This window comes from Thiomicrorhabdus xiamenensis (assembly GCF_013282625.1).
GTDB lineage: Bacteria > Pseudomonadota > Gammaproteobacteria > Thiomicrospirales > Thiomicrospiraceae > Thiomicrorhabdus > Thiomicrorhabdus xiamenensis.
Genome location: NZ_CP054020.1, coordinates 909,233 through 930,356, shown reverse-complemented (window position 1 = coordinate 930,356; position 21,124 = coordinate 909,233). Strand labels below are relative to the sequence as shown.

Genomic DNA, 21,124 nt, shown 5'->3' with positions numbered 1-21,124 from the left:
TTACTGCTCCGCTGTGTGGATATTGACCGTTTGTCCGGCCTGTACAAATCCTTGCCCGGTAACAATCAACTGTGCCTGTGGCGGCAAGCCGGTGATATAGATACCGTCTTTGACCGCCTGAATCACCTGAACCGGATAAAACTCGACTTCACGGGTCGAATTGACGGTTTTCACCCCCATTACGCCCTTATCGTTCAAGGTCAGCAACGCCGAGGAAATAAAATGCGCCTGCACCTGCATTTTCGGAATTTCCGCGGTGACACTGATCCCGCTGGGAATATCGGCAGTATCCGGCAAAAGAATCTCGACCCGGAAGGTTTTGGTATTTTCATCCGCTTTAGGCGAAATAAAACGCACCGTGCCCGGCAAAACTTCTCCGGTCGCCAGTCTGACCTGCGCCGGCGATTGCAATTTCAGATACGGATATTCGGTTTGCGCAACCGAAACCGCTGCGACCATGGAATGGGTATCGATCACTTCAAACAGAGGATTTCCTTTGAAGATGTAATCGCCCAGTTCGACTTTCTGTTCGGCAATAATTCCGTCAAAAGGCGCACGGACTTCGAGCTGATCGATCTCCTGACGCAGAATATTCTCTTCCGCCTTGGCTGCTTCATACGAAGCCAGAAGCTCGTCTATCTGCGACTGAGCACTGAAACCGCGATTCTTGAGATCTTTGGTCGCCTGATATTTATTTCTGGTTTCCAGGGTTTTGGCTTTGGCGCGTTTGAGCTTGACCGCCCGATCCTCAATGCTCAATTTGAGCAATAATTCACCGCTTGCGACCTTATCCCCTTCAAGCTTAAGAATTTTTTCCACCTTGCCGTAGGTTTCGGCCAAAACCTGAGTTTCGCGAAACGGCAGCAAATCACCGTGCGCCTTGATAAAACTGGTCACCACTTCGGCATTCGACGTTCGGGTTTCGACGGTAGCAAGCGGAACCTTTTTCGCCTCATCGGCAGCGGTTTGGTCATGATTCTGAAAGCCTAGCGCCATCCAGACAATCATCAGCAGTAAAAGGCCCGCCGAAACGGTAAAGGAGTGTTTCATGCAAAAAATTCCACAAAAATATTGAAAGGCATAAACAGCATAAGGAGTTCGCAAAAAATAGGCAAATCCTAATACAAAAAAACCCCGCCGCTGGAGACTTTCGGCAGGGTTTTCACAGAAAAATAGCGGATTGAAATTAAGCTTCTTTCTTACCGCTCATCGACACATGGTAATGCGGATCTTCAGAGACGTTGATTTCAATCAGATCTCTGGCGTCATGCAGCAACTTCTGACATTCCGGACTCAGGTGTTTCAACACCAGTTTCTTACCGGCCGCCTTGTATTTCTGCGTCAGGTTATCAATCGCTTCAATCCCGGTATGATCGTAAACGCGCGAATACATGAAATCGATCTGCACACAGTCCGGATCGTTCTTCGGATCAAAGCGGTCAATAAAGTTTTTCGCCGATGCAAAAAACAGCGGCCCCTGAACCTTGTAGGTTTTAACCAGTTTGCCGTCAAGAGTCTCTTCCGAAGTATCCAGCAGGATACGCTGCGCATGCTGCCAGGCAAATACCAGTGCCGCTACGATAATCCCGGCTATAACCGCCACCGCCAGATCGAAAATCACCGTCAGTGCCGTAACTAGAATCATCACGAAAGCGTCCGCTTTGCTCATACCGCGCATAATGTTCCAGCTTGACCAGTTGAAGGTGGCAATGACCACGAAGAACATCAGTCCGACTAAGGCACCGATCGGCACCATTTCGATCAGAGACGAAGCGACAAGGACGATAATCAGCAGACCGGTCGCCGCGGTAATTCCTGAAAGACGACCGGTACCACCGGATTTGACATTAATCATCGACTGTCCGATCAGAGCACAGCCCCCCATGGTACCGAAAGTACCGGCGGTACAGTTTGCCGCACCCAGAGCGATACACTCTTTGTTCGCTTTACCGCGAGTTTCGGTAATATCGTCGATCAGCGTCATCGTCAGCAAGGACTCAACCGAACCGATAATCGTCAGGATAATCGCATACGGCAGGACAATCCACAGAGTCTCCAGAGACCAGAAGCCTTCCGGAAGCGTGGTAAACCAACTTATGCCCTGAAAACCGCCTTCAGTACCGTCACCATAAACCAATGACTCCAAGGTACCGGAGACCGCTGCACGGTCGCCGACGGTCACAGCATTGATATCGAACATCACGACCACAACGGAGACCAGAATAATCGCCGCCAGTGCGGACGGAATCGCTTTGGTCAGACGCGGCAGCAGATAGATAATCGCCATGGTCGCGGCAATAATCGCCACCATGATATTCAGACTGTCGCCGGTCAGCCACTCGCCACTGGAATCCTTAAACTGGGTAAACTGCGCGATCAGAATAATCAATGCCAGACCGTTAACGAACCCGAGCATGACCGAACTGGGCACCATACGGATAAAGCGCCCCCACTTCATAATCCCGATAAAAATCTGCATGGCGCCCATCATAATGACCGCCAGGAAAAGATAAGAGGCGCCATGTTCCATTACCAGGTGCATCATTACGACCGCCAAAGAGCCGGCTGCCGCGGTAATCATCCCCGGACGCCCGCCGAAAATCGCGGTAATCATGCCGACAATAATCGCCGCATACAAACCGACCAAAGGGTGCACTCCGGCGACAAAGGCGAAAGCAACCGCTTCCGGCACCAGCGCCAATGCAACGGTAATCCCGGACAACGTATCGTTTTTATAGGTTCGCCAATCAAATGGCTGGGCTGAACTCATAATGACTCCTCAAACTTTTTAATTAGTATAAACTGGCGCAAATTCTAACAAAAAGCCGCTAGAATTACCGGTTATTCAAAAACTTATCGTAAATTGTAAAGGAAGTTTTTATGTGGATTGAGCATATCGGCACAATCGGTCTGGTGGCGGTCGTCGTTCTGGTCGCGGCACACTTTGCCCTGCACCTGTTCTTTAAAGCGCAAAAGAAAAAACAGAAAAAGCGTAAAGGTAAGCAATAAAAAAACCGCATTCGGAACAAATCCGGATGCGGTTCGTACGGAGTCGCTGGAAAGCGGAATTATTCCGTAATGTAGGTGCAGCAGTAGTCGGAAACTTCTTTCACCTTGATGCCGAACTTGGAGTTGGCAGGCACCTCGAAGCTGTCACCGGCTTTAATGGTTTTCCACTCGATTTCTCCCGGAAGAAGAACCTCCACTTCACCGGCCATAAATTCCATGATCTCCGCCGCTTCGGTACCGAACTCGTAATCACCTGGCATCATAATACCCAGAGTCTTGTAAGAGCCGTCTTCGAAAACCACTTTACGGCTGGTCACCTTACCGTCGAAATAGATATTCGCTTCACGCACGACGGTTACATTATTAAATTCAGACATCTGTTTTTCCTTGTTGTCTTCGTTTGCTTAAGTACGGACGTGATCCGCACCGATAAATTCAATCTGATAGCCGTCCGGATCTTCGGCAAAAGCGATAATGGTCGAACCGGCATTCATCGGCCCCGCTTCACGGATAATCTTGCCGCCGGCGTTTTTGACATCTTCGGCCGCTTTATAGACATCCGGCACTTCAATCGCGATGTGTCCATACCCTTCGCCCAGATCATAAGAATCCACGCCCCAGTTATAGGTCAGTTCCAACACGGTATTTTCATCTTCGTTGCCGTAACCCAGAAACGCCAGAGTGAACTCCCCTTGCGGATAATCCTTCTGACGCAGCAGCTCCATCCCTAATACTTTGGTGTAAAACTCAATCGAGCGTTCCAGGTTCCCTACTCGCAACATGGTGTGTAATAGACGCATCTTCAATCTCCAGTTCGATATCCAAAAAATAGCAGTGGCGTCATTGTATCAGCCTTATATCGGCAGTTGAATATTTCCTAGCGCACCCAGCGCCAGGCAATGACCAGCGCGAAAGTGGCGGATAACGCCATCAGCGCATAACTTAAAGGCGCGCCACCGGCCTGCCAGGCATAACCAGCAGTCAGCATTCCGACCGCGCCGCCCAGGCCGTGACTCGACGCTGCAAACAAAGCCTGCCCTTTTCCGTGGTGCGCACCGGTAAAATAACGGTCGATCAAATGAATCGCCGAAGCGTGGAATAGCCCAAAACTGGCGGCGTGCAACAGCTGAGCCACCAGGATCCAGTACAGATAATGATCCAGCTGCCCGGTCATCACCCAGCGGATAACCGTCAGCACGATTGCAATCAGAATCAGGCTTCGCAAAGCATATTGACGAAACAACGCCGCCATCCACCAGAAGACCGCAATCTCGGCAAACACGCCCAAAGCCCATAACCAGGAAATCAGCGTTTTACTGATACCCAACTCACTCATCTGAATGCTGAAAAAACTGTAATAAACACCATGTGACGCCTGCACCAAAAAACTCACGATCAACAGGCTGAGTACTTCCGGACGTCGTACGATCGCCAAAAAGTGTTGCGAATGGTGTTCGGCATGCTCCGTAAAACGCTGTTCCTTGACCAGATAGGTAGAGAGCCAGACAACCAACAGCAACAGGCTCATCGCCCAAGGTAAGATCGCGATACCGAAACGGTCGAACAACCAGCCGAGAGAAACTGCGGCGACGATAAAGCCAAGTGACCCCCACAGTCGGATCTGCCCGTAACGGTGCTTATCTTCGCCAAGACGCTTGAAGGTATAGGATTCAAACTGCGGCAACGAAGAGTGCCAGAAAAAGCTGAACAGCAGCAGGGTAAACAGCAGCGGCCAATAGGAATCAAACAGAATCAACCCGGCGGAAAGCACTAAAGCCCCAAAAGTGGCCACTCTGACCCAGAAGACCGGTTTCCCGCTACGGTCGGAAAAAATCCCCCAGATATTCGGGGCAACTACTTTGGTCAGCATCAGCACTGCCAGCAGTTCACCAATTTCGACCGGTGTAAACGCCAGAGAATTAAAATACAGCCCCAAATAAGGCAGAATCGTACCCAGCAAGGAAAAGTAGAAAAAATAGTGCAGCGACAAAGGCCAGCACTTACAGGTATCGACACCTCTTTTATCCATTTCCCCTCTCTTAAACTAGAAAACCACGAAGCGGTTAAACTCCGTGGCTCATTGAACTCTTAAGTATGCAAACCTCAAAACGAAATAAAACCTTTCAGTTCACGGCGCTGAGAGACGAAGTTTACTAGAGGTAAATGAGTCACTCAGCAACAAAGAAATGGGAGGTTTTAGGCGTCTTTACTAGCAAGATCCATGATTGGCGGTACTACGTCACCGTTTTGAGCACGGTTACGCATAAAATGATCCAGCAGAACAATCGCCATCTGCGCTTCGGCAATCGGCGTGGCACGGATACCGACACAAGGATCGTGGCGCCCTTTAGTCACCATTTCGATATTTTCGCCGGCGGTATTGATCGAACGGCCCGGCGTCATAATACTTGACGTCGGTTTCAAAGCGAGATGCGCGATAATTTCCTGCCCGGTGGAGATCCCTCCCAGAATACCGCCGGCATGATTGGATTGAAAACCGTCGGAGGTCATCTCGTCACGATGCTCGGTTCCCAACTGACCGGCAACGGCAAAACCGTCGCCGATTTCCACGCCTTTAACCGCATTGATACTCATCAGCGCATGTGCCAGATCGGCATCCAGACGGTCGAAAATCGGCTCGCCCAGACCAACCGGGACGTTTTTGGCAATCACCGTAATTTTTGCGCCGACCGAATCTTTCTTCTTCAAAAGCTCGTCCATGTATAGACGAATTTCTTCGCGTTTCTGTTCATCCGGACAGAAATAAATGTTGTCGTTATCGAACGGCCAAGAAACGTTTTCGACCTTGATCGGCCCCAGTTGCGACAGATAGCCTTTGACTTCGACGCCAAGGCGCTCTTTGAGGTATTTTTTGGCAATTGCACCGGCGGCAACACGCATCGCCGTTTCGCGAGCCGACGAACGTCCGCCGCCGCGATAATCGCGCAAACCGTATTTCTGAGTATAGGTATAGTCGGCGTGTGCCGGACGGAAGGTTTCTGCTACCTTGGAGTAGTCTTTTGAACGCTGATCTTTATTGTGAATAATCATCCCGATCGGCGTTCCAGTCGTTTTCCCTTCGAAAACACCGGACAGAATCTGTACTTCGTCATCTTCACGACGCGCCGTCGCGTGCTTGGAAGTCCCCGGTTTGCGACGATCCAACTCTTTCTGGATATCCGCTTCCGACAGTTCCAATCCCGGAGGACAGCCGTCAACAATACACCCAAGGGCTAAACCATGACTTTCCCCGAACGTGGTGACGCGAAAATTTTGACCTAAAGTATTTCCTGACATACGCTAACTTCTTTTTTAAAATGCTCTGATTGCGCGCTATTTTACTGTATTTAAACCCCGAAGACACGAAGAGCGCGAAGGTTTTAAACGATAGCCGATAATGTCGCTGCTGTCGGCCCGTATTCACACCGAACCCGGCAGCCCTCTTCGCTTCTTCAAACCTCAAAGTCGAACCCACTATGAATACCTATTCCGAAATTTACACGGTGCAAAAGTCCGATCTGGATTTTCTAGGACATGTGAACAACAAAAGTTATCTGGACTGGATGGAGAAGCTGGCCTGGTCGCATGCCGTTTCGGTCGGCATCGATAAGCCGCTGCAGAGAAAACTCAACCGGATTCTGGCGATCTACGAACACCAGATGCGCTATCTGGCCAGCAGCTATGAAGGCGACAGAATCGCTTTGAAAACCTGGGTAGGCAAGCGCATCGGCTGCTGCCAGCGCGAGCGCTTTTTCGAATTTGTGCGCTTAAGTGATAACAAAACCGTATTTGAGGCCAACAGCATTTATGTCTGCATTACCTTAGACAGCCATCGACCGAAAAAAATTCCCCAGGAATTTATCGATCCTTATTTTCAGAATCAAGCCGAAATCTGACCGTCAATAAAATTCATACATCGGCTGTTCGCCAAGCTCTTCCGACCAGGATTTCAACACGTTGCGCGCGTTCAATCCCTGAACCGGACGGGCGTTATCCCCCATCACCTGATGCATCATCTGAATCTGCTCTGCCGAAGCTTCGACCGGATGTTTAAAGACCATCCAGTAAACGCCTTCGCTGCATGGCGGCGTGGTCAGTGAACCGCTGTATTTGTAAAATTCGGTATTACCCGGAATGAAATAGGCCGGGTTCAGGCTTAAGCCCTTGTATAGTTTCTCTGTACCGGCTTGCTTTGGCAGCACCTGTAGCAGTGTATTCAGGTAATCGTTCTCTTCCCCTTCCTGAAAAATCACCGCGATTACCGCCAGATTGCCATCGCCGTCTTTATGTACCAGATGCACTTCCATCGGGTAATTGAAACCCTCTTTTTTATGCTCGCTCGGAGTATGGAAATGGAACTGCATCAGTTCGTAGCGCTTGCCGCCGACTTTGATATAACTGCCCAGCGGATAATTCACCTGAACGCTATGCCCGTTATTGATAACTTTCAACGGAACATCGCGATAGAAAATATCCAGACTGCCTAACCCCTGGGTTCCGACTGCACGGCCATCACGCAGATCAATCGGCGATTGATTCTTGCCGTTTTTACAGGTCGCATAAGCCTGCGACAAATCCCCCCAGTGTGCAGGTCCTTCAGCTCCGGCATACCCCCAGTGCGGAACCTTATCAGCTGGTTCTTTTTGAGGTTCTGCTGCCGCTTTCTGTATCGCTTGCGGGCGCTCATGTTTGACTACGGGAGCCTGAACCGCCGGTCGTGGACTGGATTGAGCCGGTGCGGCTGGAGTCATCGGTTGTTCCGTCTCCTTCAACTGCTCCAGTTCCGCGCCGAGATCAATCAGTGGTGCATCCTGCGCCAGCGACTGAAAAGAAGCACTGCATAACACTGCCAGAGAGAGAGCTTGCAAAGAAACTCTGAATGACTGCTTAATTTTGAATGACTGCATAGAACGCTCGTAAACCATCATGAATAAAAATGTCAAAAGACCGGCAATTGCGGCAATTTATCAATTCACCGACCCGCCGCCCTGAAGAAACAAGCGATAAACATGCCAATAAATCGCGCTCAATCGCCGATGATCAAACACCTGACTACTCAATCAGGCAGGGTTGACGCGTGCGGCAATCTCGTCGGCAAACAGTTCCAACTCCGATTTCTGAATCGCAAACACTCCTTCGCCACCGTTCTCGAACTCAAACCAGTAGAACGGCAGTTCCGGGTACTCCTGTTGCAGATAATATTGCGAAACCCCGACTTCAACAATCAGCACGCCATCATCTTTAAGATACTTCGGCGCCTCAAGAAGGATTTTCCGGACCAGATCCAGACCGTCCTTACCGGCAGCCAGACCTAATGCCGGCTCTCTTTGAAACTCTTCCGGCAGGTGATCCATTTCAATCTCATCAACATACGGCGGATTGGAAACGATCAGATCATACTGCTTTCCTTGCAAAGCACTGAAAAGATCCGACTGAATCGGATGCGCCACCCCTTCAAGGTGATACAGTTCGACATTCTGTTGCGCGATCTGCAAAGCCTCGGAGGAGATGTCTACCAGATCGACCTCTGCATTCGGGAAAGCTTTTAGCGATGCGATCCCGATACAGCCGCTTCCGGTACACATATCCAGAACATTCGTTACCGAATCCGCATCCACCCACGGCGCATAGCGGTTTTCGATCAGTTCGGCGATCGGGGAACGCGGCACCAGAGTCGCATCGGAAACAATAAAACGCAAACCGGCAAACCACGCTTCGCCGGTCAGATAGGCAGCCGGCTGACGGGTCTCGATACGGCGACGGAAAAGCTCGACGACGTCTTCTTTTTCGGCATGTGTCAGACGGGCAGTCCAGTAATTATCCGGAATATGTTGCGGAAGCTGCAGGACATAAAACACCAGAACTTTGGCTTCATCGAAAGCGTTATCGGTACCGTGACCAAAAAACAGATCATTCTTGCGGAACAGGCTACCGCCCCAGCGCACGAAATCGATCACATTTTCCAGGCCGTCATACTGATAGTTAAAATTGGTCACGGTCATCCCCTACTTATGCTTTTTTCTTGGCGTGTTTCGGACGGAAAGCTTTAACAAAACTTTCGTCGGTTTCCAAATAAGGTCCGTCAATCAGGTCGACGCAATACGGCACAGCCGGGAAAACCGCTTCCAGACATTCACCGATCGCCGAAGGCTTGCCCGGCAGATTGATAATCAGACTCTCGCCGCGGATACCGGCAATCTGGCGCGACAGAATCGCCGTTGGCACATACTGCAGTGAAACCGCCCGCATCTGTTCGGCAAAGCCATCCAAAATTTTATCGCACACCGCTTCGGTCGCTTCCGGCGTAACATCGCGCTTTGCCGGACCGGTTCCGCCGGTGGTCAGAATCAGACAGCAGCCTTCTTGATCCGCCAGCTCTTTGAGCGTACTTTCGATTAAAGTCTGTTCGTCCTCAATCACCCGTGCAACCGGCTGCCATTCGCTGGTCAACGCCTTCGCAATCCATTCCTGCATGGCTGGTCCGCCGAGATCTTCATACTCGCCGCGAGAGGCGCGATCCGATACGGTAATAAATCCGATTTTAATTGCTGAATTTTCCATCAATTTCCTTTGAACTTCTCTTGAATTCCAAAATTTCAGCCCCATATCATACCGTATTCTATGAATTACCTGAAAACAGCTTGCATCTTGAGCAGGCAAATATACAAGGCAAAATCAAAAGCTATGAGCGATAAGCAAGATTTACTGGAAACCACTGACAACGAAAGCGTTCAAAAGAACGAGCCGATATCGGAGGCGATCTCCGATGAATCGTTACAGACGCATGAACACAGCGCCTCGCAGGAAAACACGCCGAATCGCGAACCGGTCATTATCGAAGTGGAAAACGATAATTCAGCTTCTGCAGGCCCGGAGCTTGCCGAAAACCTGATCGACATTCTGACTCAGGCTAAAGAAAATGCCGAAGGCGGTTCCGACAAGCCTATTTTCGGACAGCTTGCCAAACCGGATCTGACTTTTCCGAATGAAATTTACCTGCTGCCGGTGAAAGAACGCCCGTTTTTTCCTGGCCAGCAGCTTCCGGTTCTGCTGTCGCGCGAAATGTGGGAAGAGACTTTCGAAGCCATTCAGGAACGTAAATGTCAGTACATCGGCCTGATCTATGTCGATCACGAAGAGCATGATAAAACACCGACCGACGATTTCAGTTCAGTCGGAACTCTGGTGCGAATCCGCAACCCGAAAATCCGCGAAGACTATATCCAGCTGGTGGCCGAAGGGATCTGCCGTTTCCAGGTCGACTTCTGGGTATCCGGAAAAGCGCCTTATCGAGCCGTTGTCAGTTATCCTCAGGACATTATCACCTGTTCCGACGATGTTCTGAAAGCGCACGGCATGGCGATTATGAACGCCTTCCGCGACCTGCTTCCTCTGAATCCGCTGTACAGTGAAGAATTGAAGTATTTCCTTAATCGTTACAGTGCTACCGAACCGTCCCGGTTGGCCGACTTTGCGGCCAGTTTGACGACGGCCGAAAACGATAAGCTTCAGGAAGTTTTGGAGACCTTCGACCTCGAACAGCGTCTGGAGCAAGTGCTGGCCCTGCTAAAGCACGAACAGGAAGTCACCAAACTGCAGTTCAATATTCGTGAACGCGTCGAGGAAACCCTTTCCGAACATCAGCGGGACTTCTTCCTACGCCAACAGCTCAAGGAAATTCAGAAAGAACTGGGCATCGTCAAAGACGACCAGACAATGGATCGTGACCGCTTTGAAGACCGTATCGAGAAATTGGCGCTTTCCGAAGAGGCGATGAAAAAAGCCGAAGAGGAACTCAATAAATTAAGCAGTCTGGACCCGCAGTCGCCGGAATACAATGTCGCCCGCAACTGGCTGGATTGGCTTACCCAATTGCCTTGGGGTCAATACAGCGATGACAATCTCGACCTGAAACGGGCGCGCAAGATCCTCGATAAAAAACATGACGGTTTGGAAGACGTTAAAGACCGCATCCTCGAATTTCTGGCCGTCGGTGCACTGAAAGGCGAGGTTTCCGGTTCGATTATCTGTCTGGTCGGGCCTCCGGGCGTCGGTAAAACGTCAATCGGTAAATCCATTGCCGAGGCACTGGATCGCAAGTTTTATCGTTTTTCGGTCGGCGGAATGCGCGACGAAGCCGAAATCAAAGGACACAGACGTACCTACATCGGTGCCATGCCGGGGAAATTCATTCAGGCGTTGAAAGACTGCGAAACCGCCAATCCGGTGATTATGCTCGATGAAATCGACAAGATCGGCGCGTCCTATCACGGCGATCCGGCTTCCGCCCTGCTTGAGGTATTGGATCCGGAGCAGAATCAGGAGTTCATGGATCACTTTATGGATCTGCGTTTCGACCTATCCAAAGCGCTGTTTGTCTGTACCGCCAATACTCTGGATTCCATTCCGGGGCCTTTACTTGATCGAATGGAGGTAATCCGCCTATCGGGATACATCACCGAAGAGAAAATGCAGATCGCCAAACATCACTTATGGCCGCAACTGCTGGAAGAATCCGGACTGAATAAAGATCAGGTGCAGATTACCGCGCCGGCGATCCGTCATGTGATCGAAGGCTATGCGCGTGAATCCGGAGTTCGTAATCTGAAAAAACAGCTGGCGAAACTGGTACGCAAACTGGCAATCAAGTTCGTGACCGGGGAATTGCAGGAAACCAAAATCCATGTCAATGAACTGGAGCAGATGCTTGGTCAGCCGCGCTTTCATCCGGAAAAAATCAATCAGCAGATCGGTACGGTCACCGGCTTGGCCTGGACATCGATGGGCGGAGCAACCCTGACGATTGAGGCCAGTCGGGTACACACCCATAATCGCGGTTTCAAACTGTCCGGACAGCTGGGTGATGTCATGCAGGAGTCCGCCGGAATCGCCTACAGCTTTATCAGCTCCAATTTGGAAAAATACAAAGCCGATCCGGAATTCTTCGACAAGGCCTTTGTCCACCTGCATGTTCCGGACGGTGCGACGCCGAAAGACGGACCGAGTGCCGGGATTACCATGGCAACTGCCCTGCTGTCTCTGGCACGTAACGAATCGGTCAAAACGCCGCTCGCCATGACCGGTGAACTGAGTCTGACCGGTCAGGTTTTGCCGGTCGGCGGCATTCGCGAAAAAGTCATCGCGGCGCGGCGCCTCGGTATAAAAGAACTGATTCTGCCGGAGGACAACCGTAAAGACTATCTGGAACTGCCGGACTATCTGCGTGAAGGGATGAATGTCCACTTTGCCAAGCAGTTCGACGAGGTGGCCCGTCTGACCTTCAATATCCGCTCGAAATCCAATGCGCTGAAAACCTACCTGGCGCAAAAAGAGTCGGAAATCGAGCTCAGTACCCACCACTGATTCCATGACAACAAAAAAGCCGCATTATGCGGCTTTTCTTTTTTCCGGTCTCTTACCAAAACAGACCGTCTACAGTTTCTGGTTGTAAGTAATCAGATTGGCTCTCAATTCAGCAACGACGTCTTCATCCAGCATCAATTCTTCCATGGCCGTTTTTTCCATCAGACGCATCTCTTCGCCGCGATAGGCCCCCAATGAAATTTCCGCCACAACGGCATTTGACAGCTGCAACATGGCGACCATCAGACGCACTTCTTCATTACTGATATTTCCCGGACGTTGCGTGTGATGCAACATAATAGCGTTGATCATTGCCGTCGGAAGCTGCCATTTTTTGGCGACCAGCACACCAACCATACAATGATCCGCCCCCATAATTTCACGCTCTTTGAGCATAACTGAAAAAGGGTTGGCCAGACTGGCACGAAACAGCGCGTCATAAGCCTCTTCATCCTTGGCCGTCAGCATCAGAGAACCGGCATTATGAAACAGTCCCAGCATATACGCCTGATCACGAGTCACACCATGCACAAATTCGGTCAGATACGCCATACAGAAAGCGACATCGACACTGTGATCAAGAATATCGCGATGCAGTCCCCGACTGCTAAAAAGACGTTGGAACGCGGCGGCCACGACCAGGTTGTAGAGGTTATCCAACCCCATTGCAAACACCGCTTCGCGAATGCCGTTCACCGGTTCTCTGAGTTTGATCACCGGCGAGTTTACCAGACGCATGACCTCTCCAGAGAGTGTGACGTTCTGCTCAAGAATCTCAACAATTCTTTGCGTATTCGACAGCGCACTGTTGATCTCTCGTTCCAGCTCAATCACTTCCTGTGGAAATTCCGGAATTTTTATACCGCGGATAGCATTCAAAGCGGCACGTAACTGCTCTTGCATGAAGGGGCCCTCAACTCAACAATGCAGAGAATATAGCAGAACCCCTGTAAAGAGTGCGTAAAAAGGCCATAAAATTGACTGGTATCGTTATAAATTTACGATGTAGTTGAAAAATAGCGCTCCACCAGCGGCCAGAGACGTTCTAGAATCGGAGACTGCCCCTGTTCGTTGGGATGTAACGCATCGTCCTGCATCAAGTCCGGATCCAAAGCCACCCCTTGCAGAAAGAAAGGGTCAAAATTAAGCTTATACTGCTGCGCCAGATCACGGTACACCTTCATCAGAAGTCGCTCGTAGGCCGGGCCGTAATTGGTCGGCAGACGAATCCCCAACAGCATCGTCTGACAACCGGATGGCGCCGCGTCACAGAGATGAATCATTCGTTCCAGATTGGCTTTACTCTGCAGCAGATTCTGTCCGCGCAAGGCATCGTTCGCCCCCAACTCAAGAATCAGCAAGCTCGGACGGTGTTCCTGCAGTAATTTAGGAAGGCGCTGCAATCCGCCGGAAGTGGTCTCTCCGCTGATACTGGCGTTCACCACCGAGAGCGCTTTATCCGGAAAGGAAGTTTGCAATCTTCGGCGTAGCAGATTCACCCACCCTGACTCGGCATCAATACCGTAGGCGGCGCTCAAGCTATCGCCGAGAACAAGAATAGTCGCCGGTGGCGAAATCAGCTTGACCTCTCCGACGATCGGCGCTTGCTGTTGCGCCCAGAGTAAATTAGGATGAAAGCCTAGCCATAGGCAGAAAAGCAGATAATAAAATCTCTTTGCTTTTACAGGTAACTTATTGGAATTATTCGTCATTTAATCAAGGTTTTCCATGCCGCAAGAAAATTTTTCATCCCCCATTATCGAATTACAGGACATTCATTATCAAGTCCCGAATGATGGACAGAACCTGTCTATTCTGAACGGCTGCAATCTCAGCGTTCAACAACAGCAAAGCATCGCCATCGTCGGGCGATCCGGTTCCGGAAAATCCACGCTGCTCTCCATTATGGCCGGACTGGAAAAACCGACCTCGGGTTCTATCCGCCTGCTAGGCGAAGAGATCTCCCGGCTCTCCGAAGATGAATGCGCTCGAATCCGCGCCCGCCAAGTCGGCTTTGTCTTCCAGAATTTCCAGTTACTGCCGAGTATGAATGCATTGGAGAACATTTTAATGCCGCTGGAACTCTTCCAAATTGAGTTCGCCCGCGAAAAAGCACTCGACGCCCTCGATAAAGTCGGCTTAAGCAACCGCGCTGACCACCTGCCTTCTCAGCTTTCCGGCGGCGAGCAGCAACGCGTGGCCATCGCGCGCGCTTTCGTAACCACGCCGAAGATTCTGTTTGCCGACGAACCAACCGGCAACCTGGATGAGACAACCGCCATGCAAATACAAAACCTGCTGTTTGATCTGAAACAGACGCACGACACCAGCCTGATACTGGTCACTCATGACATGAACTACGCCAAATCCTGCGATCAACTTTGGCATCTGCAGCACGGCACACTAATCCCTTGGCAAGCAGAGTGATCGGTGGAGTATCGAGTATGAAAAAACGTTTGCTTGAAAGCCTGGCCGCCTGGCACTGGTTCATACGCAGTTTCCGGAACGGCGACTGGTTATGGCTGTTTATCGCGATCACCATTGCCAGCGCCAGCGTCACCACCATCACCTATCTCGGCGACAGCATTAAACAAAGCATGCTACAGAAAGCAGCGGATAACCTTGGCGCCGACCTGGTTCTGCGCTCGAGTCGGCCGATTGAGCAGGAATGGGAAGATCAAGCCAAAGCATTCGATTTACAGAGCAACCGCAGTTTAAATCTGGTGACCATGGCCTTGAGCGAAAACCCCAAGGAAGTTTTCCAACTGATCAACCTCAGAGCGGTCGAAAAAGCACAGCCGCTCCGCGGACAGATTACCCAAGGCAACGAACTCTCCTTTGCGGCTTTGCAGAAAGGCACCGTCTGGATCGAACCTAAACTGATTGATTTGATGTCGCTAAACGAGCAAAGTGAATTGCTGCTTGGAGAACGTCATTTCAGACTCAGCGGAAGCGTCCAGTCAAGCAGCCTGATTAATCCGATGACGCAATTTGCCCCTCAAGTGACAATGCTACTGGAAGATCTGCAAGATACTCGACTGATCGGCCCCGGAAGCCGCGTCACTTATGAATTGGCTCTGGCCGGAAGTCAGAAAAATATCGAAGCTTTCGCCGCTTATTTCCGCGATCGTGATCCATCCTTTATTGAATTGATTTCCGCCAAAGCGCCTTCCGAGGATCTTGAAAAAACCCTCGACCGCGCCTGGCTGTTTCTCGATCTGGCAGCGCTCTCGGCCGTCTTTGTCGCCGGTCTTAGCATTCTGATCGCCAGTCGTTTCTATTTGAGCCGCTGGCGCAGCAGTCTGGCTCTACTGCGCGCTTTCGGTGGCGAAGATCGTCAACTCAGACGCCTGTTTGCCTGGCAATTTCTATGGATCGGCATCAGCAGCAGTTTGCTCGGCCTCATCCTGGGCTTAGTGCTGATTCAACTGATTATTCCATGGCTTGAATCTCTGTTTACCCCCTATGTTTCCGCTCCGCTATTCTCGCCGCTGGCGCTAGGGTTTATCAGCGGCATACTGGTGCTTTGGAGTTTCGCCTGGCAAGCCTTTCAGGAAGCGATGGGCACGTCTCCGTTACAGGTCTTCAAGAGCGTCAGTCAAAAAACCTCGGTCGCCCACTGGTTTGTCTCTTTTATCCTGATTCTGGTGCTGATCGGCATGATTGTGCAACTGGAATTTCTTCTGTGGGTCTGCCTGGTCGGCATCGCTTTAAGTGTGACCTTCTATCTGAGCGCCACTCTTCTGCTGTCGGTTTTGAAAAAAAGTCATGCACAAACCCGCGGCTGGCTGCGCATCAGTATTGCCGGTATTCTGAAACAGCCTGAACTGATCAAAATTCAACTGATTTCAATCGGTCTGGTTCTGTTTGTCCTGATGCTGATGACCTTTGTCCGCCAGGACCTGCTTAATGCCTGGCAACAAAGCCTGCCAGAGCAAACCCCGAATACTTTTGTTGTTAATGTTCAACCATATCAGCTGGACACCGTCGCATCTCTTTTCGATGAACAGGCACTACAGCCGGATTTCGTACCTATGGCTCGCGGTCGTCTGTTGCAGCGTAATTCCGTTGATCTGGATCCATCTACAATGGCGACTCAAAGAGCCAAACGCTTACTGCAGAGGGAAGCGAATATCGCCGTTACCGATCAACTGCCACCTTACAACCAGATCACTCGGCAGCTGGAAAAAGAAAAACATCAGGGACTCGGCGTTTCGGTCGAAGAGGAAATCGCTCAACTTTTCGGGATTCAGATCGGCGACCAACTGACTTTCAATTTTGCCGGTACAACCAAAACCTATCAGGTTCGCTCCCTCAGAAAAGTAAACTGGCAGAGCTTCCGCCTGAACTTCTTCTTTATTGTCGAGCCCGATCCATCGGTGCCTCTCAATATCAGTTATATCAGCAGTCTGTATATCGACAACAAGCAGATAACCGGCACGCTTACGCAACAGATGGCGCAACAGGCTTCCGGCGCTTTGTTGATTGACGTCGAACAAATCATTCAGCAGATCCGGCAAATTATGCAGCAGGCTGCCAGCGGCGTCAGCGCCCTGTTCCTGTTTACCCTGATCGCCAGTATTGCCGTACTTTTCAGTGCAACGCTCGCCAGTCAGGAGGCTCGAATCCAAACCTGGCTGCTGCTGCGTACAATCGGGGCGACTAACCGTCAGATACGACTGATCGGATTAACGGAATTTATTCTGCTCGGCCTGCTTTCGGGGATACTCGCCGCCAGCTTTGCCCAGCTGGTCAGTTTTCTGGTCGGCTATCAGCTTCTGGAAACCTCCCCGCAATTCTCGTGGCCGCTCTGGCTGGGAACTTTTATTCTCAGTATCGGCATTTTGTTTGCAGTCGGTTGGTTTTCGCAAAAGCCGTATCTGAAAATGTCCGCCAATCAGTTAAAGCGTCACCTAACCTCTTAAAAACCGTAAACACGGCAAATGGCTCAAATTGCAGATCGTTATTACTCAATTAAATGAGTCTGGTATAGTAAATTTACTTTACAGAATAACTGAGGAGAAACGTCATGACCGCATCGTTCTTTTTTAAGCTTGGGCGTTTTATCAAATATTTCGGCAGTTTGAGTGTACTAGGGCTGTTTTTGTTTGGTGTTCATACCTTGATTACGCAGGACTTAATGCAAGGTATCGCACTGATTGCTTTGAGCGCCATCAGTGCCTGGTCGGTTTCCTTACTTGCAGGAGGTTGTCGTTTAGCGGCAGAAACCTATCGCTACCAGTTATTGAGTGATTAGAGACAAGGTTCCGAAGTTCCCTTGATGAACGGGAACTTCGGCTTATTCTTTGAGACTTCTCATATCAAGCTTCCGACGCAATCAGACCCGGAAACTCTCCTCCTATTAAAAACGCTACTTATGTCACCTAAGTAAAATCACTAAGTGAATTTTAATTTCGCTCTCGCTATAATCGTGAAAATCCTAAAAAACATACAGCTTTACTAGGTTTTTAAATTTCTCGGCTACAAATTGGGAATAAACAAATGAAAGTAACAAAACAAAATATTGAAAACTTTTCAGTCATTGATGAAATCCATGCCGGTTTTATTGAACGCCCAAGCTCTGCAAAACTGGTGCAGGCGGTCGAAAAAGCAGGTGGTGAACTGAGTTTAAAACCGGTCAACCTCATCAAAGCAGACATGCAGAAGCAACTGGTTTTAAAATGCAAACGTTCGGGTAACACCTACTCGATCTCTGCTTAAACTAGTCCAGACAGAAAAAGTCCCGCTTTTTCTGTCTTCCAACGCCTCTCTTCTCTTTCCGCTCATGTAGAATTGCTTTATAGGACCAAGCACCTTGTCAGAGCAAACAGCGGATAGATCTTATGAATTTTCGAGAAGCCAAAGAAAACCTGAAACAGGAAACCGAAGAAAAGTTTCTCGGTCTTTATCTCGAAGAAGAAAAGCAGTACCTGCATTTTTTTGTGCTCGAAGCCTTGCCCGAAATTCCGCAGCAGATTGACCTGTTCTACTCAGGATGCCGTCTCTTCGAAATGCACGGTGAAGAAGCCAACTACGCACTCACAGATATCCCAAGTGAACTCGAGCAATCCTTGATGCACGCCCGTTTCAGACGTTATGATGATATCGCCGATCTTTACTATATGATCCCTGCCCAAGTGCTTTACACGCTTTTTCCGGAAATGCCGAATCCATCACGCGAACAACTCTGCCCCTCAAGCAAACAGTTTTTTGCCTATCATGCCGGCGAACTCATCCGCAAATACTGGAAATAACATACGGGCGATAAGGTTCAGACTTTCGGAAAGTCATCCAAGCTCTAGTGTCCTAGCGCTTCACCAACGCAGACTGGTTTACAAAAAGTCCTCTTCAACACAGTAGACCACGTATATTTACGTACTTTATCTATAGACCGATAATTAATCCTGATACGAGTTCAATCTTATTAACGCATTGATTATGCTATTCTTTTTATATTGTTTTTTGATTATTCATGCTTTTTCAGCATTCCTCACTCTTTTCATTACAGTCAATTACACGGCTTAACGCCTATCAATAAAAACGGTACAAATTTCACAAACCGACTTTTCCCAGCCCCAGCGGAGGTCTTAAAATGAAATCGACAAACTTAGCCATTGCGGCAATCATCTTTACCACCCCCTTTCTGGCTTATGCCGATCCTATCGCCAGTGAAGACCTGTATCCGGAACCTCAAGGTGTTTTCTGCACCATTGCGAATGATAACTTCAACCTCACTTGGTCAACCATTGATGACAGCGTCAAAAAATACGCCTATGAACTAAACTGCGACATCGTTGTCGATGACAACAACGAAACACTTAAGCTGGCCTCATTTGAAATCACTTCAGAAGCGCTAAAAGCCTCACAATGCGACGCAACCTGTTCCAAAGTGATTCCCGAAGGGGTCATTGATCTCACGATCAGTCAACTCATTGATTCAGGGCAAATAGACTTGGGCGGCTACGCAGCGGAAGCTGTAAAAAAATCCTGTTCCTTAAAAGTCAAAGGTCTCAACCCGCCAGGAAAGAGCCAGAATCATCCTCAAGGATCGGCTAGTTGTGAAACAGTCAGCTCCCTAAGCTGTCCGGCATGGACGCAGGAAGAACTGGCCTCGATTGGAACCGGCTCGCGGCAAACAGATCGGATAACGCTAAGAGACAATACCTATCGCCAGAACCCTTATCGTATTCAAGACTATGAACAGCGCGTCACTAAAAACAGCGAAGGAACCGCCGCAGTCTATAACCTTACACGCTGGGCGCAAGTTCAGGATGACGGCGGACAGTTAAGTGCCGTCTGGTATCACTATTACCTTGACAGAGCGATATCCAATTCACCGATTACCAACCTGTATCGCGAAGTTAGCAATCTCAGTCAGGAAGAATACAACGCCTGTACTCTGGAGCTTTTGGACACAAGAGTACCGACCGGTTGTCCCGACGGGCAGTATTATGAAACGGCGCACCCTTACGGACCGGGCTGCTATGATTATTAGAATGCATCCTGTTTGATGTAATGAATAAGTTTCAACTCGCAACAAGCCCATCAAACTCAAAACAGGTTTCGGTCAATTGGCCAAAACCTGTTTTCTGTTTCCGCTGACTATCCATTGCATCAGACCAAGACTAAAAGAGTTGTATTTAACTTGCTTTCAAGCAACGTAACACAATAAACGGAAACAGAACCTCAAACACCGACAATAAGCACGGCCTTACTTCACCGGTTACGATTAAATAACAGGTCTAAATCAGAACCGCTGGCTTCTGGATAGAAGACGTCGAAAGGAAATACAAAAAGGAATTGGTCGGAGTGACAGGATTTGAACCTGCGACCACCACACCCCCAGTGTGGTGCGCTACCAGACTGCGCTACACCCCGAATTCGGAAGAGTGACTATTATAAGAAAAAATCATCACTTGAGAACAGCGATTTACCGCTTCACAAGAAGAAAAACAATTTGCTGACGGGATAAATGACCGCTACTTAATAGTTGTCTTTAAGATGCTTCTGGAAAGCGTCAAGCTGATGGCAGATGACATCGGCGATCTGCAGAGCTTGCTGAAGTTCTTGGACAGGGATGTCGACAGGCTCCTCAACTTTATCGAGTTGCAAAGTCTGTTGAAGCGAATCGGAAGAAGATTCCGATTTGCTTTTGGATTTCTTGGCCAGACGGTTCTGCGCGCCGGGGATCGTCAGCCCTTCTTCGTTGAGCAGACGGTTGATTTCGATAATTAGTAGCACGTCTTCCCGCTGATAGTAACGGCGACCACTGCGTTTACTCGGCGTCAGCTGATCAAAATGCTGTTCCCAGTAACGCAATACATGGTCTTTGATTCCGGTGCAACGAGACACCTCACCGATGGTGAGGTATTTTTTTGCCGGAATCGAATCGACATCGATAACTTTGTTTTTAGTTGTCACCATCGAAGCTGTCTATCTGTGCGCGTAATTTTTGACCAGGCTTAAATGTTACCACTCTTCGCGCAGAAATGGGAACATCTTCTCCGGTACGCGGATTACGCCCTGGACGGGAAGCCTTGTCACGCAACTCAAAATTCCCGAAACCGGAAAGTTTAATCTGCTCCCCTGACACCAATACATCGCTAATCTCGTCATAGAACTGTTCGACCAGCTCTTTAGACTCGCGCTTGTTAAACCCGAATGTATCTGAAAGTTGCTGCGCAATATGCGCTTTTGTTAAGGTATTGCCCTCAGCTGCATCCACAGACATAGTTACTTCCTACCCTATTTT

At 49.6% G+C, this 21,124-nt stretch carries 22 protein-coding genes and 1 tRNA gene; 9 read left to right on the top strand and 14 right to left on the bottom strand.

Annotated features, from left to right (window positions below):
* Both HQN79_RS04270 and HQN79_RS04265 read right to left on the bottom strand, forming a co-directional pair.
* On the bottom strand, positions 1–1,050 hold the full coding sequence (locus tag HQN79_RS04270) for an efflux RND transporter periplasmic adaptor subunit (protein WP_173284449.1): 1,050 nt from the start codon (positions 1,048–1,050) through the stop codon (positions 1–3).
* Between the two features lie 136 nt (positions 1,051–1,186).
* Entirely contained in the window at positions 1,187–2,770 is a 1,584-nt protein-coding gene (locus HQN79_RS04265) for a SulP family inorganic anion transporter (RefSeq protein WP_173284448.1), read from the bottom strand.
* Positions 2,771–2,880: 110 nt separating this feature from the next.
* Between HQN79_RS04265 and HQN79_RS12105 the strand changes: the two genes are divergently transcribed.
* Positions 2,881–3,009: a hypothetical protein gene (locus HQN79_RS12105; RefSeq protein WP_275284710.1), complete on the top strand. Its 129-nt coding sequence runs from the start codon at positions 2,881–2,883 to the stop codon at positions 3,007–3,009.
* Positions 3,010–3,068: 59 nt separating this feature from the next.
* Here the strand turns inward: HQN79_RS12105 and ppnP are convergent, their stop codons facing one another.
* From ppnP to aroC, 4 genes are all read right to left on the bottom strand, one after another.
* Positions 3,069–3,386: a pyrimidine/purine nucleoside phosphorylase gene (gene ppnP / locus HQN79_RS04260; protein ID WP_173284447.1), complete on the bottom strand. Its 318-nt coding sequence runs from the start codon at positions 3,384–3,386 to the stop codon at positions 3,069–3,071.
* Positions 3,387–3,413: 27 nt separating this feature from the next.
* Entirely contained in the window at positions 3,414–3,809 is a 396-nt protein-coding gene (gene gloA / locus HQN79_RS04255; RefSeq protein WP_173284446.1) for a lactoylglutathione lyase, read from the bottom strand.
* 77 nt (positions 3,810–3,886) lie between these two features.
* Complete coding sequence (locus HQN79_RS04250) at positions 3,887–5,038, bottom strand: MFS transporter (protein ID WP_173284445.1); 1,152 nt, start codon at positions 5,036–5,038, stop codon at positions 3,887–3,889.
* A 167-nt stretch (positions 5,039–5,205) separates the two neighbouring features.
* The gene (gene aroC / locus HQN79_RS04245; protein WP_173284444.1) at positions 5,206–6,306 is read right to left on the bottom strand and encodes a chorismate synthase; all 1,101 of its coding nucleotides are present in this window, start codon (positions 6,304–6,306) and stop codon (positions 5,206–5,208) included.
* A 179-nt stretch (positions 6,307–6,485) separates the two neighbouring features.
* Between aroC and HQN79_RS04240 the strand changes: the two genes are divergently transcribed.
* Entirely contained in the window at positions 6,486–6,905 is a 420-nt protein-coding gene (locus tag HQN79_RS04240; RefSeq protein ID WP_173284443.1) for an acyl-CoA thioesterase, read from the top strand.
* Between the two features lie 3 nt (positions 6,906–6,908).
* Here HQN79_RS04240 and HQN79_RS04235 read toward each other — a convergent pair whose 3' ends face one another.
* The 3 genes from HQN79_RS04235 to mog form a co-directional block, all read right to left on the bottom strand.
* On the bottom strand, positions 6,909–7,916 hold the full coding sequence (locus HQN79_RS04235) for a carbonic anhydrase (protein WP_173284442.1): 1,008 nt from the start codon (positions 7,914–7,916) through the stop codon (positions 6,909–6,911).
* 153 nt (positions 7,917–8,069) lie between these two features.
* Positions 8,070–9,005 (bottom strand): 50S ribosomal protein L3 N(5)-glutamine methyltransferase, encoded by a 936-nt coding sequence (prmB, locus tag HQN79_RS04230; RefSeq protein WP_202984512.1) that lies wholly within the window; start codon positions 9,003–9,005, stop codon positions 8,070–8,072.
* Between the two features lie 13 nt (positions 9,006–9,018).
* Positions 9,019–9,570, bottom strand: a complete 552-nt coding sequence (gene mog / locus HQN79_RS04225; RefSeq protein ID WP_173284440.1) for a molybdopterin adenylyltransferase — start codon at positions 9,568–9,570, stop codon at positions 9,019–9,021.
* Between the two features lie 123 nt (positions 9,571–9,693).
* Here mog and lon point away from each other — a divergent pair, with 123 nt between their 5' ends.
* Complete coding sequence (lon, locus tag HQN79_RS04220) at positions 9,694–12,372, top strand: endopeptidase La (protein WP_238843423.1); 2,679 nt, start codon at positions 9,694–9,696, stop codon at positions 12,370–12,372.
* 69 nt (positions 12,373–12,441) lie between these two features.
* Here lon and HQN79_RS04215 read toward each other — a convergent pair whose 3' ends face one another.
* Together HQN79_RS04215 and HQN79_RS04210 are read right to left on the bottom strand one after the other, a co-directional pair.
* Positions 12,442–13,275 (bottom strand): HDOD domain-containing protein, encoded by an 834-nt coding sequence (locus HQN79_RS04215; protein WP_173284439.1) that lies wholly within the window; start codon positions 13,273–13,275, stop codon positions 12,442–12,444.
* 95 nt (positions 13,276–13,370) lie between these two features.
* Entirely contained in the window at positions 13,371–14,084 is a 714-nt protein-coding gene (locus tag HQN79_RS04210; RefSeq protein WP_173284438.1) for an arylesterase, read from the bottom strand.
* A 16-nt stretch (positions 14,085–14,100) separates the two neighbouring features.
* On the opposite strand from HQN79_RS04210, the gene HQN79_RS04205 reads away from it, so the two are divergent.
* The 6 genes from HQN79_RS04205 (at position 14,101) to HQN79_RS04180 (ending at position 19,867) form a co-directional block, all read left to right on the top strand.
* Complete coding sequence (locus tag HQN79_RS04205) at positions 14,101–14,799, top strand: ABC transporter ATP-binding protein (protein ID WP_173284437.1); 699 nt, start codon at positions 14,101–14,103, stop codon at positions 14,797–14,799.
* A 17-nt stretch (positions 14,800–14,816) separates the two neighbouring features.
* A complete protein-coding gene (locus tag HQN79_RS04200; protein WP_173284436.1) occupies positions 14,817–17,297 on the top strand; it encodes an ABC transporter permease in 2,481 nt (826 codons plus the stop codon).
* A gap of 104 nt (positions 17,298–17,401) precedes the next feature.
* The gene (locus HQN79_RS04195) at positions 17,402–17,629 is read left to right on the top strand and encodes a hypothetical protein (RefSeq protein WP_173284435.1); all 228 of its coding nucleotides are present in this window, start codon (positions 17,402–17,404) and stop codon (positions 17,627–17,629) included.
* 245 nt (positions 17,630–17,874) lie between these two features.
* Entirely contained in the window at positions 17,875–18,093 is a 219-nt protein-coding gene (locus HQN79_RS04190) for a hypothetical protein (protein ID WP_173284434.1), read from the top strand.
* A 122-nt stretch (positions 18,094–18,215) separates the two neighbouring features.
* Positions 18,216–18,626, top strand: a complete 411-nt coding sequence (locus HQN79_RS04185; RefSeq protein ID WP_173284433.1) for a hypothetical protein — start codon at positions 18,216–18,218, stop codon at positions 18,624–18,626.
* A 338-nt stretch (positions 18,627–18,964) separates the two neighbouring features.
* Positions 18,965–19,867, top strand: a complete 903-nt coding sequence (locus tag HQN79_RS04180; RefSeq protein WP_173284432.1) for a hypothetical protein — start codon at positions 18,965–18,967, stop codon at positions 19,865–19,867.
* A 306-nt stretch (positions 19,868–20,173) separates the two neighbouring features.
* On the opposite strand, the gene HQN79_RS04175 is transcribed toward HQN79_RS04180, so the two are convergent.
* The 3 genes from HQN79_RS04175 to HQN79_RS04165 form a co-directional block, all read right to left on the bottom strand.
* Positions 20,174–20,250: transfer RNA gene (locus tag HQN79_RS04175), tRNA-Pro, on the bottom strand.
* A gap of 105 nt (positions 20,251–20,355) precedes the next feature.
* The gene (locus tag HQN79_RS04170; protein WP_173284431.1) at positions 20,356–20,796 is read right to left on the bottom strand and encodes a MerR family transcriptional regulator; all 441 of its coding nucleotides are present in this window, start codon (positions 20,794–20,796) and stop codon (positions 20,356–20,358) included.
* Positions 20,783–21,103 carry an integration host factor subunit alpha gene (locus HQN79_RS04165; RefSeq protein ID WP_173284430.1) on the bottom strand — a complete coding sequence of 107 codons (321 nt, stop codon included), beginning with the start codon at positions 21,101–21,103 and terminating at the stop codon, positions 20,783–20,785. The genes HQN79_RS04170 and HQN79_RS04165 overlap by 14 nt, the downstream gene beginning before the upstream one ends.
* Between the last annotated feature and the right edge of the window lie 21 nt (positions 21,104–21,124).

Bases quoted from the DNA above. Each gene is read 5' to 3' on its own strand.
- HQN79_RS04190 (WP_173284434.1), top strand. From the start codon at position 17,875: ATGAAAGTAACAAAACAAAATATTGAAAACTTTTCAGTCATTGATGAA.
- HQN79_RS04185 (WP_173284433.1), top strand. From the start codon at position 18,216: ATGAATTTTCGAGAAGCCAAAGAAAACCTGAAACAGGAAACCGAAGAA.
- HQN79_RS04165 (WP_173284430.1), bottom strand. From the start codon at position 21,103: ATGTCTGTGGATGCAGCTGAGGGCAATACCTTAACAAAAGCGCATATT.
- HQN79_RS04170 (WP_173284431.1), bottom strand. From the start codon at position 20,796: ATGGTGACAACTAAAAACAAAGTTATCGATGTCGATTCGATTCCGGCA.
- HQN79_RS04250 (WP_173284445.1), bottom strand. From the start codon at position 5,038: ATGGATAAAAGAGGTGTCGATACCTGTAAGTGCTGGCCTTTGTCGCTG.
- aroC (WP_173284444.1), bottom strand. From the start codon at position 6,306: ATGTCAGGAAATACTTTAGGTCAAAATTTTCGCGTCACCACGTTCGGG.
- gloA (WP_173284446.1), bottom strand. From the start codon at position 3,809: ATGCGTCTATTACACACCATGTTGCGAGTAGGGAACCTGGAACGCTCG.
- HQN79_RS04265 (WP_173284448.1), bottom strand. From the start codon at position 2,770: ATGAGTTCAGCCCAGCCATTTGATTGGCGAACCTATAAAAACGATACG.
- HQN79_RS04235 (WP_173284442.1), bottom strand. From the start codon at position 7,916: ATGCAGTCATTCAAAATTAAGCAGTCATTCAGAGTTTCTTTGCAAGCT.
- HQN79_RS04270 (WP_173284449.1), bottom strand. From the start codon at position 1,050: ATGAAACACTCCTTTACCGTTTCGGCGGGCCTTTTACTGCTGATGATT.
- lon (WP_238843423.1), top strand. From the start codon at position 9,694: ATGAGCGATAAGCAAGATTTACTGGAAACCACTGACAACGAAAGCGTT.
- HQN79_RS04180 (WP_173284432.1), top strand. From the start codon at position 18,965: ATGAAATCGACAAACTTAGCCATTGCGGCAATCATCTTTACCACCCCC.
- ppnP (WP_173284447.1), bottom strand. From the start codon at position 3,386: ATGTCTGAATTTAATAATGTAACCGTCGTGCGTGAAGCGAATATCTAT.
- HQN79_RS04240 (WP_173284443.1), top strand. From the start codon at position 6,486: ATGAATACCTATTCCGAAATTTACACGGTGCAAAAGTCCGATCTGGAT.
- HQN79_RS04215 (WP_173284439.1), bottom strand. From the start codon at position 13,275: ATGCAAGAGCAGTTACGTGCCGCTTTGAATGCTATCCGCGGTATAAAA.
- HQN79_RS12105 (WP_275284710.1), top strand. From the start codon at position 2,881: ATGTGGATTGAGCATATCGGCACAATCGGTCTGGTGGCGGTCGTCGTT.
- HQN79_RS04200 (WP_173284436.1), top strand. From the start codon at position 14,817: ATGAAAAAACGTTTGCTTGAAAGCCTGGCCGCCTGGCACTGGTTCATA.
- HQN79_RS04205 (WP_173284437.1), top strand. From the start codon at position 14,101: ATGCCGCAAGAAAATTTTTCATCCCCCATTATCGAATTACAGGACATT.
- mog (WP_173284440.1), bottom strand. From the start codon at position 9,570: ATGGAAAATTCAGCAATTAAAATCGGATTTATTACCGTATCGGATCGC.
- HQN79_RS04210 (WP_173284438.1), bottom strand. From the start codon at position 14,084: ATGACGAATAATTCCAATAAGTTACCTGTAAAAGCAAAGAGATTTTAT.
- HQN79_RS04195 (WP_173284435.1), top strand. From the start codon at position 17,402: ATGACCGCATCGTTCTTTTTTAAGCTTGGGCGTTTTATCAAATATTTC.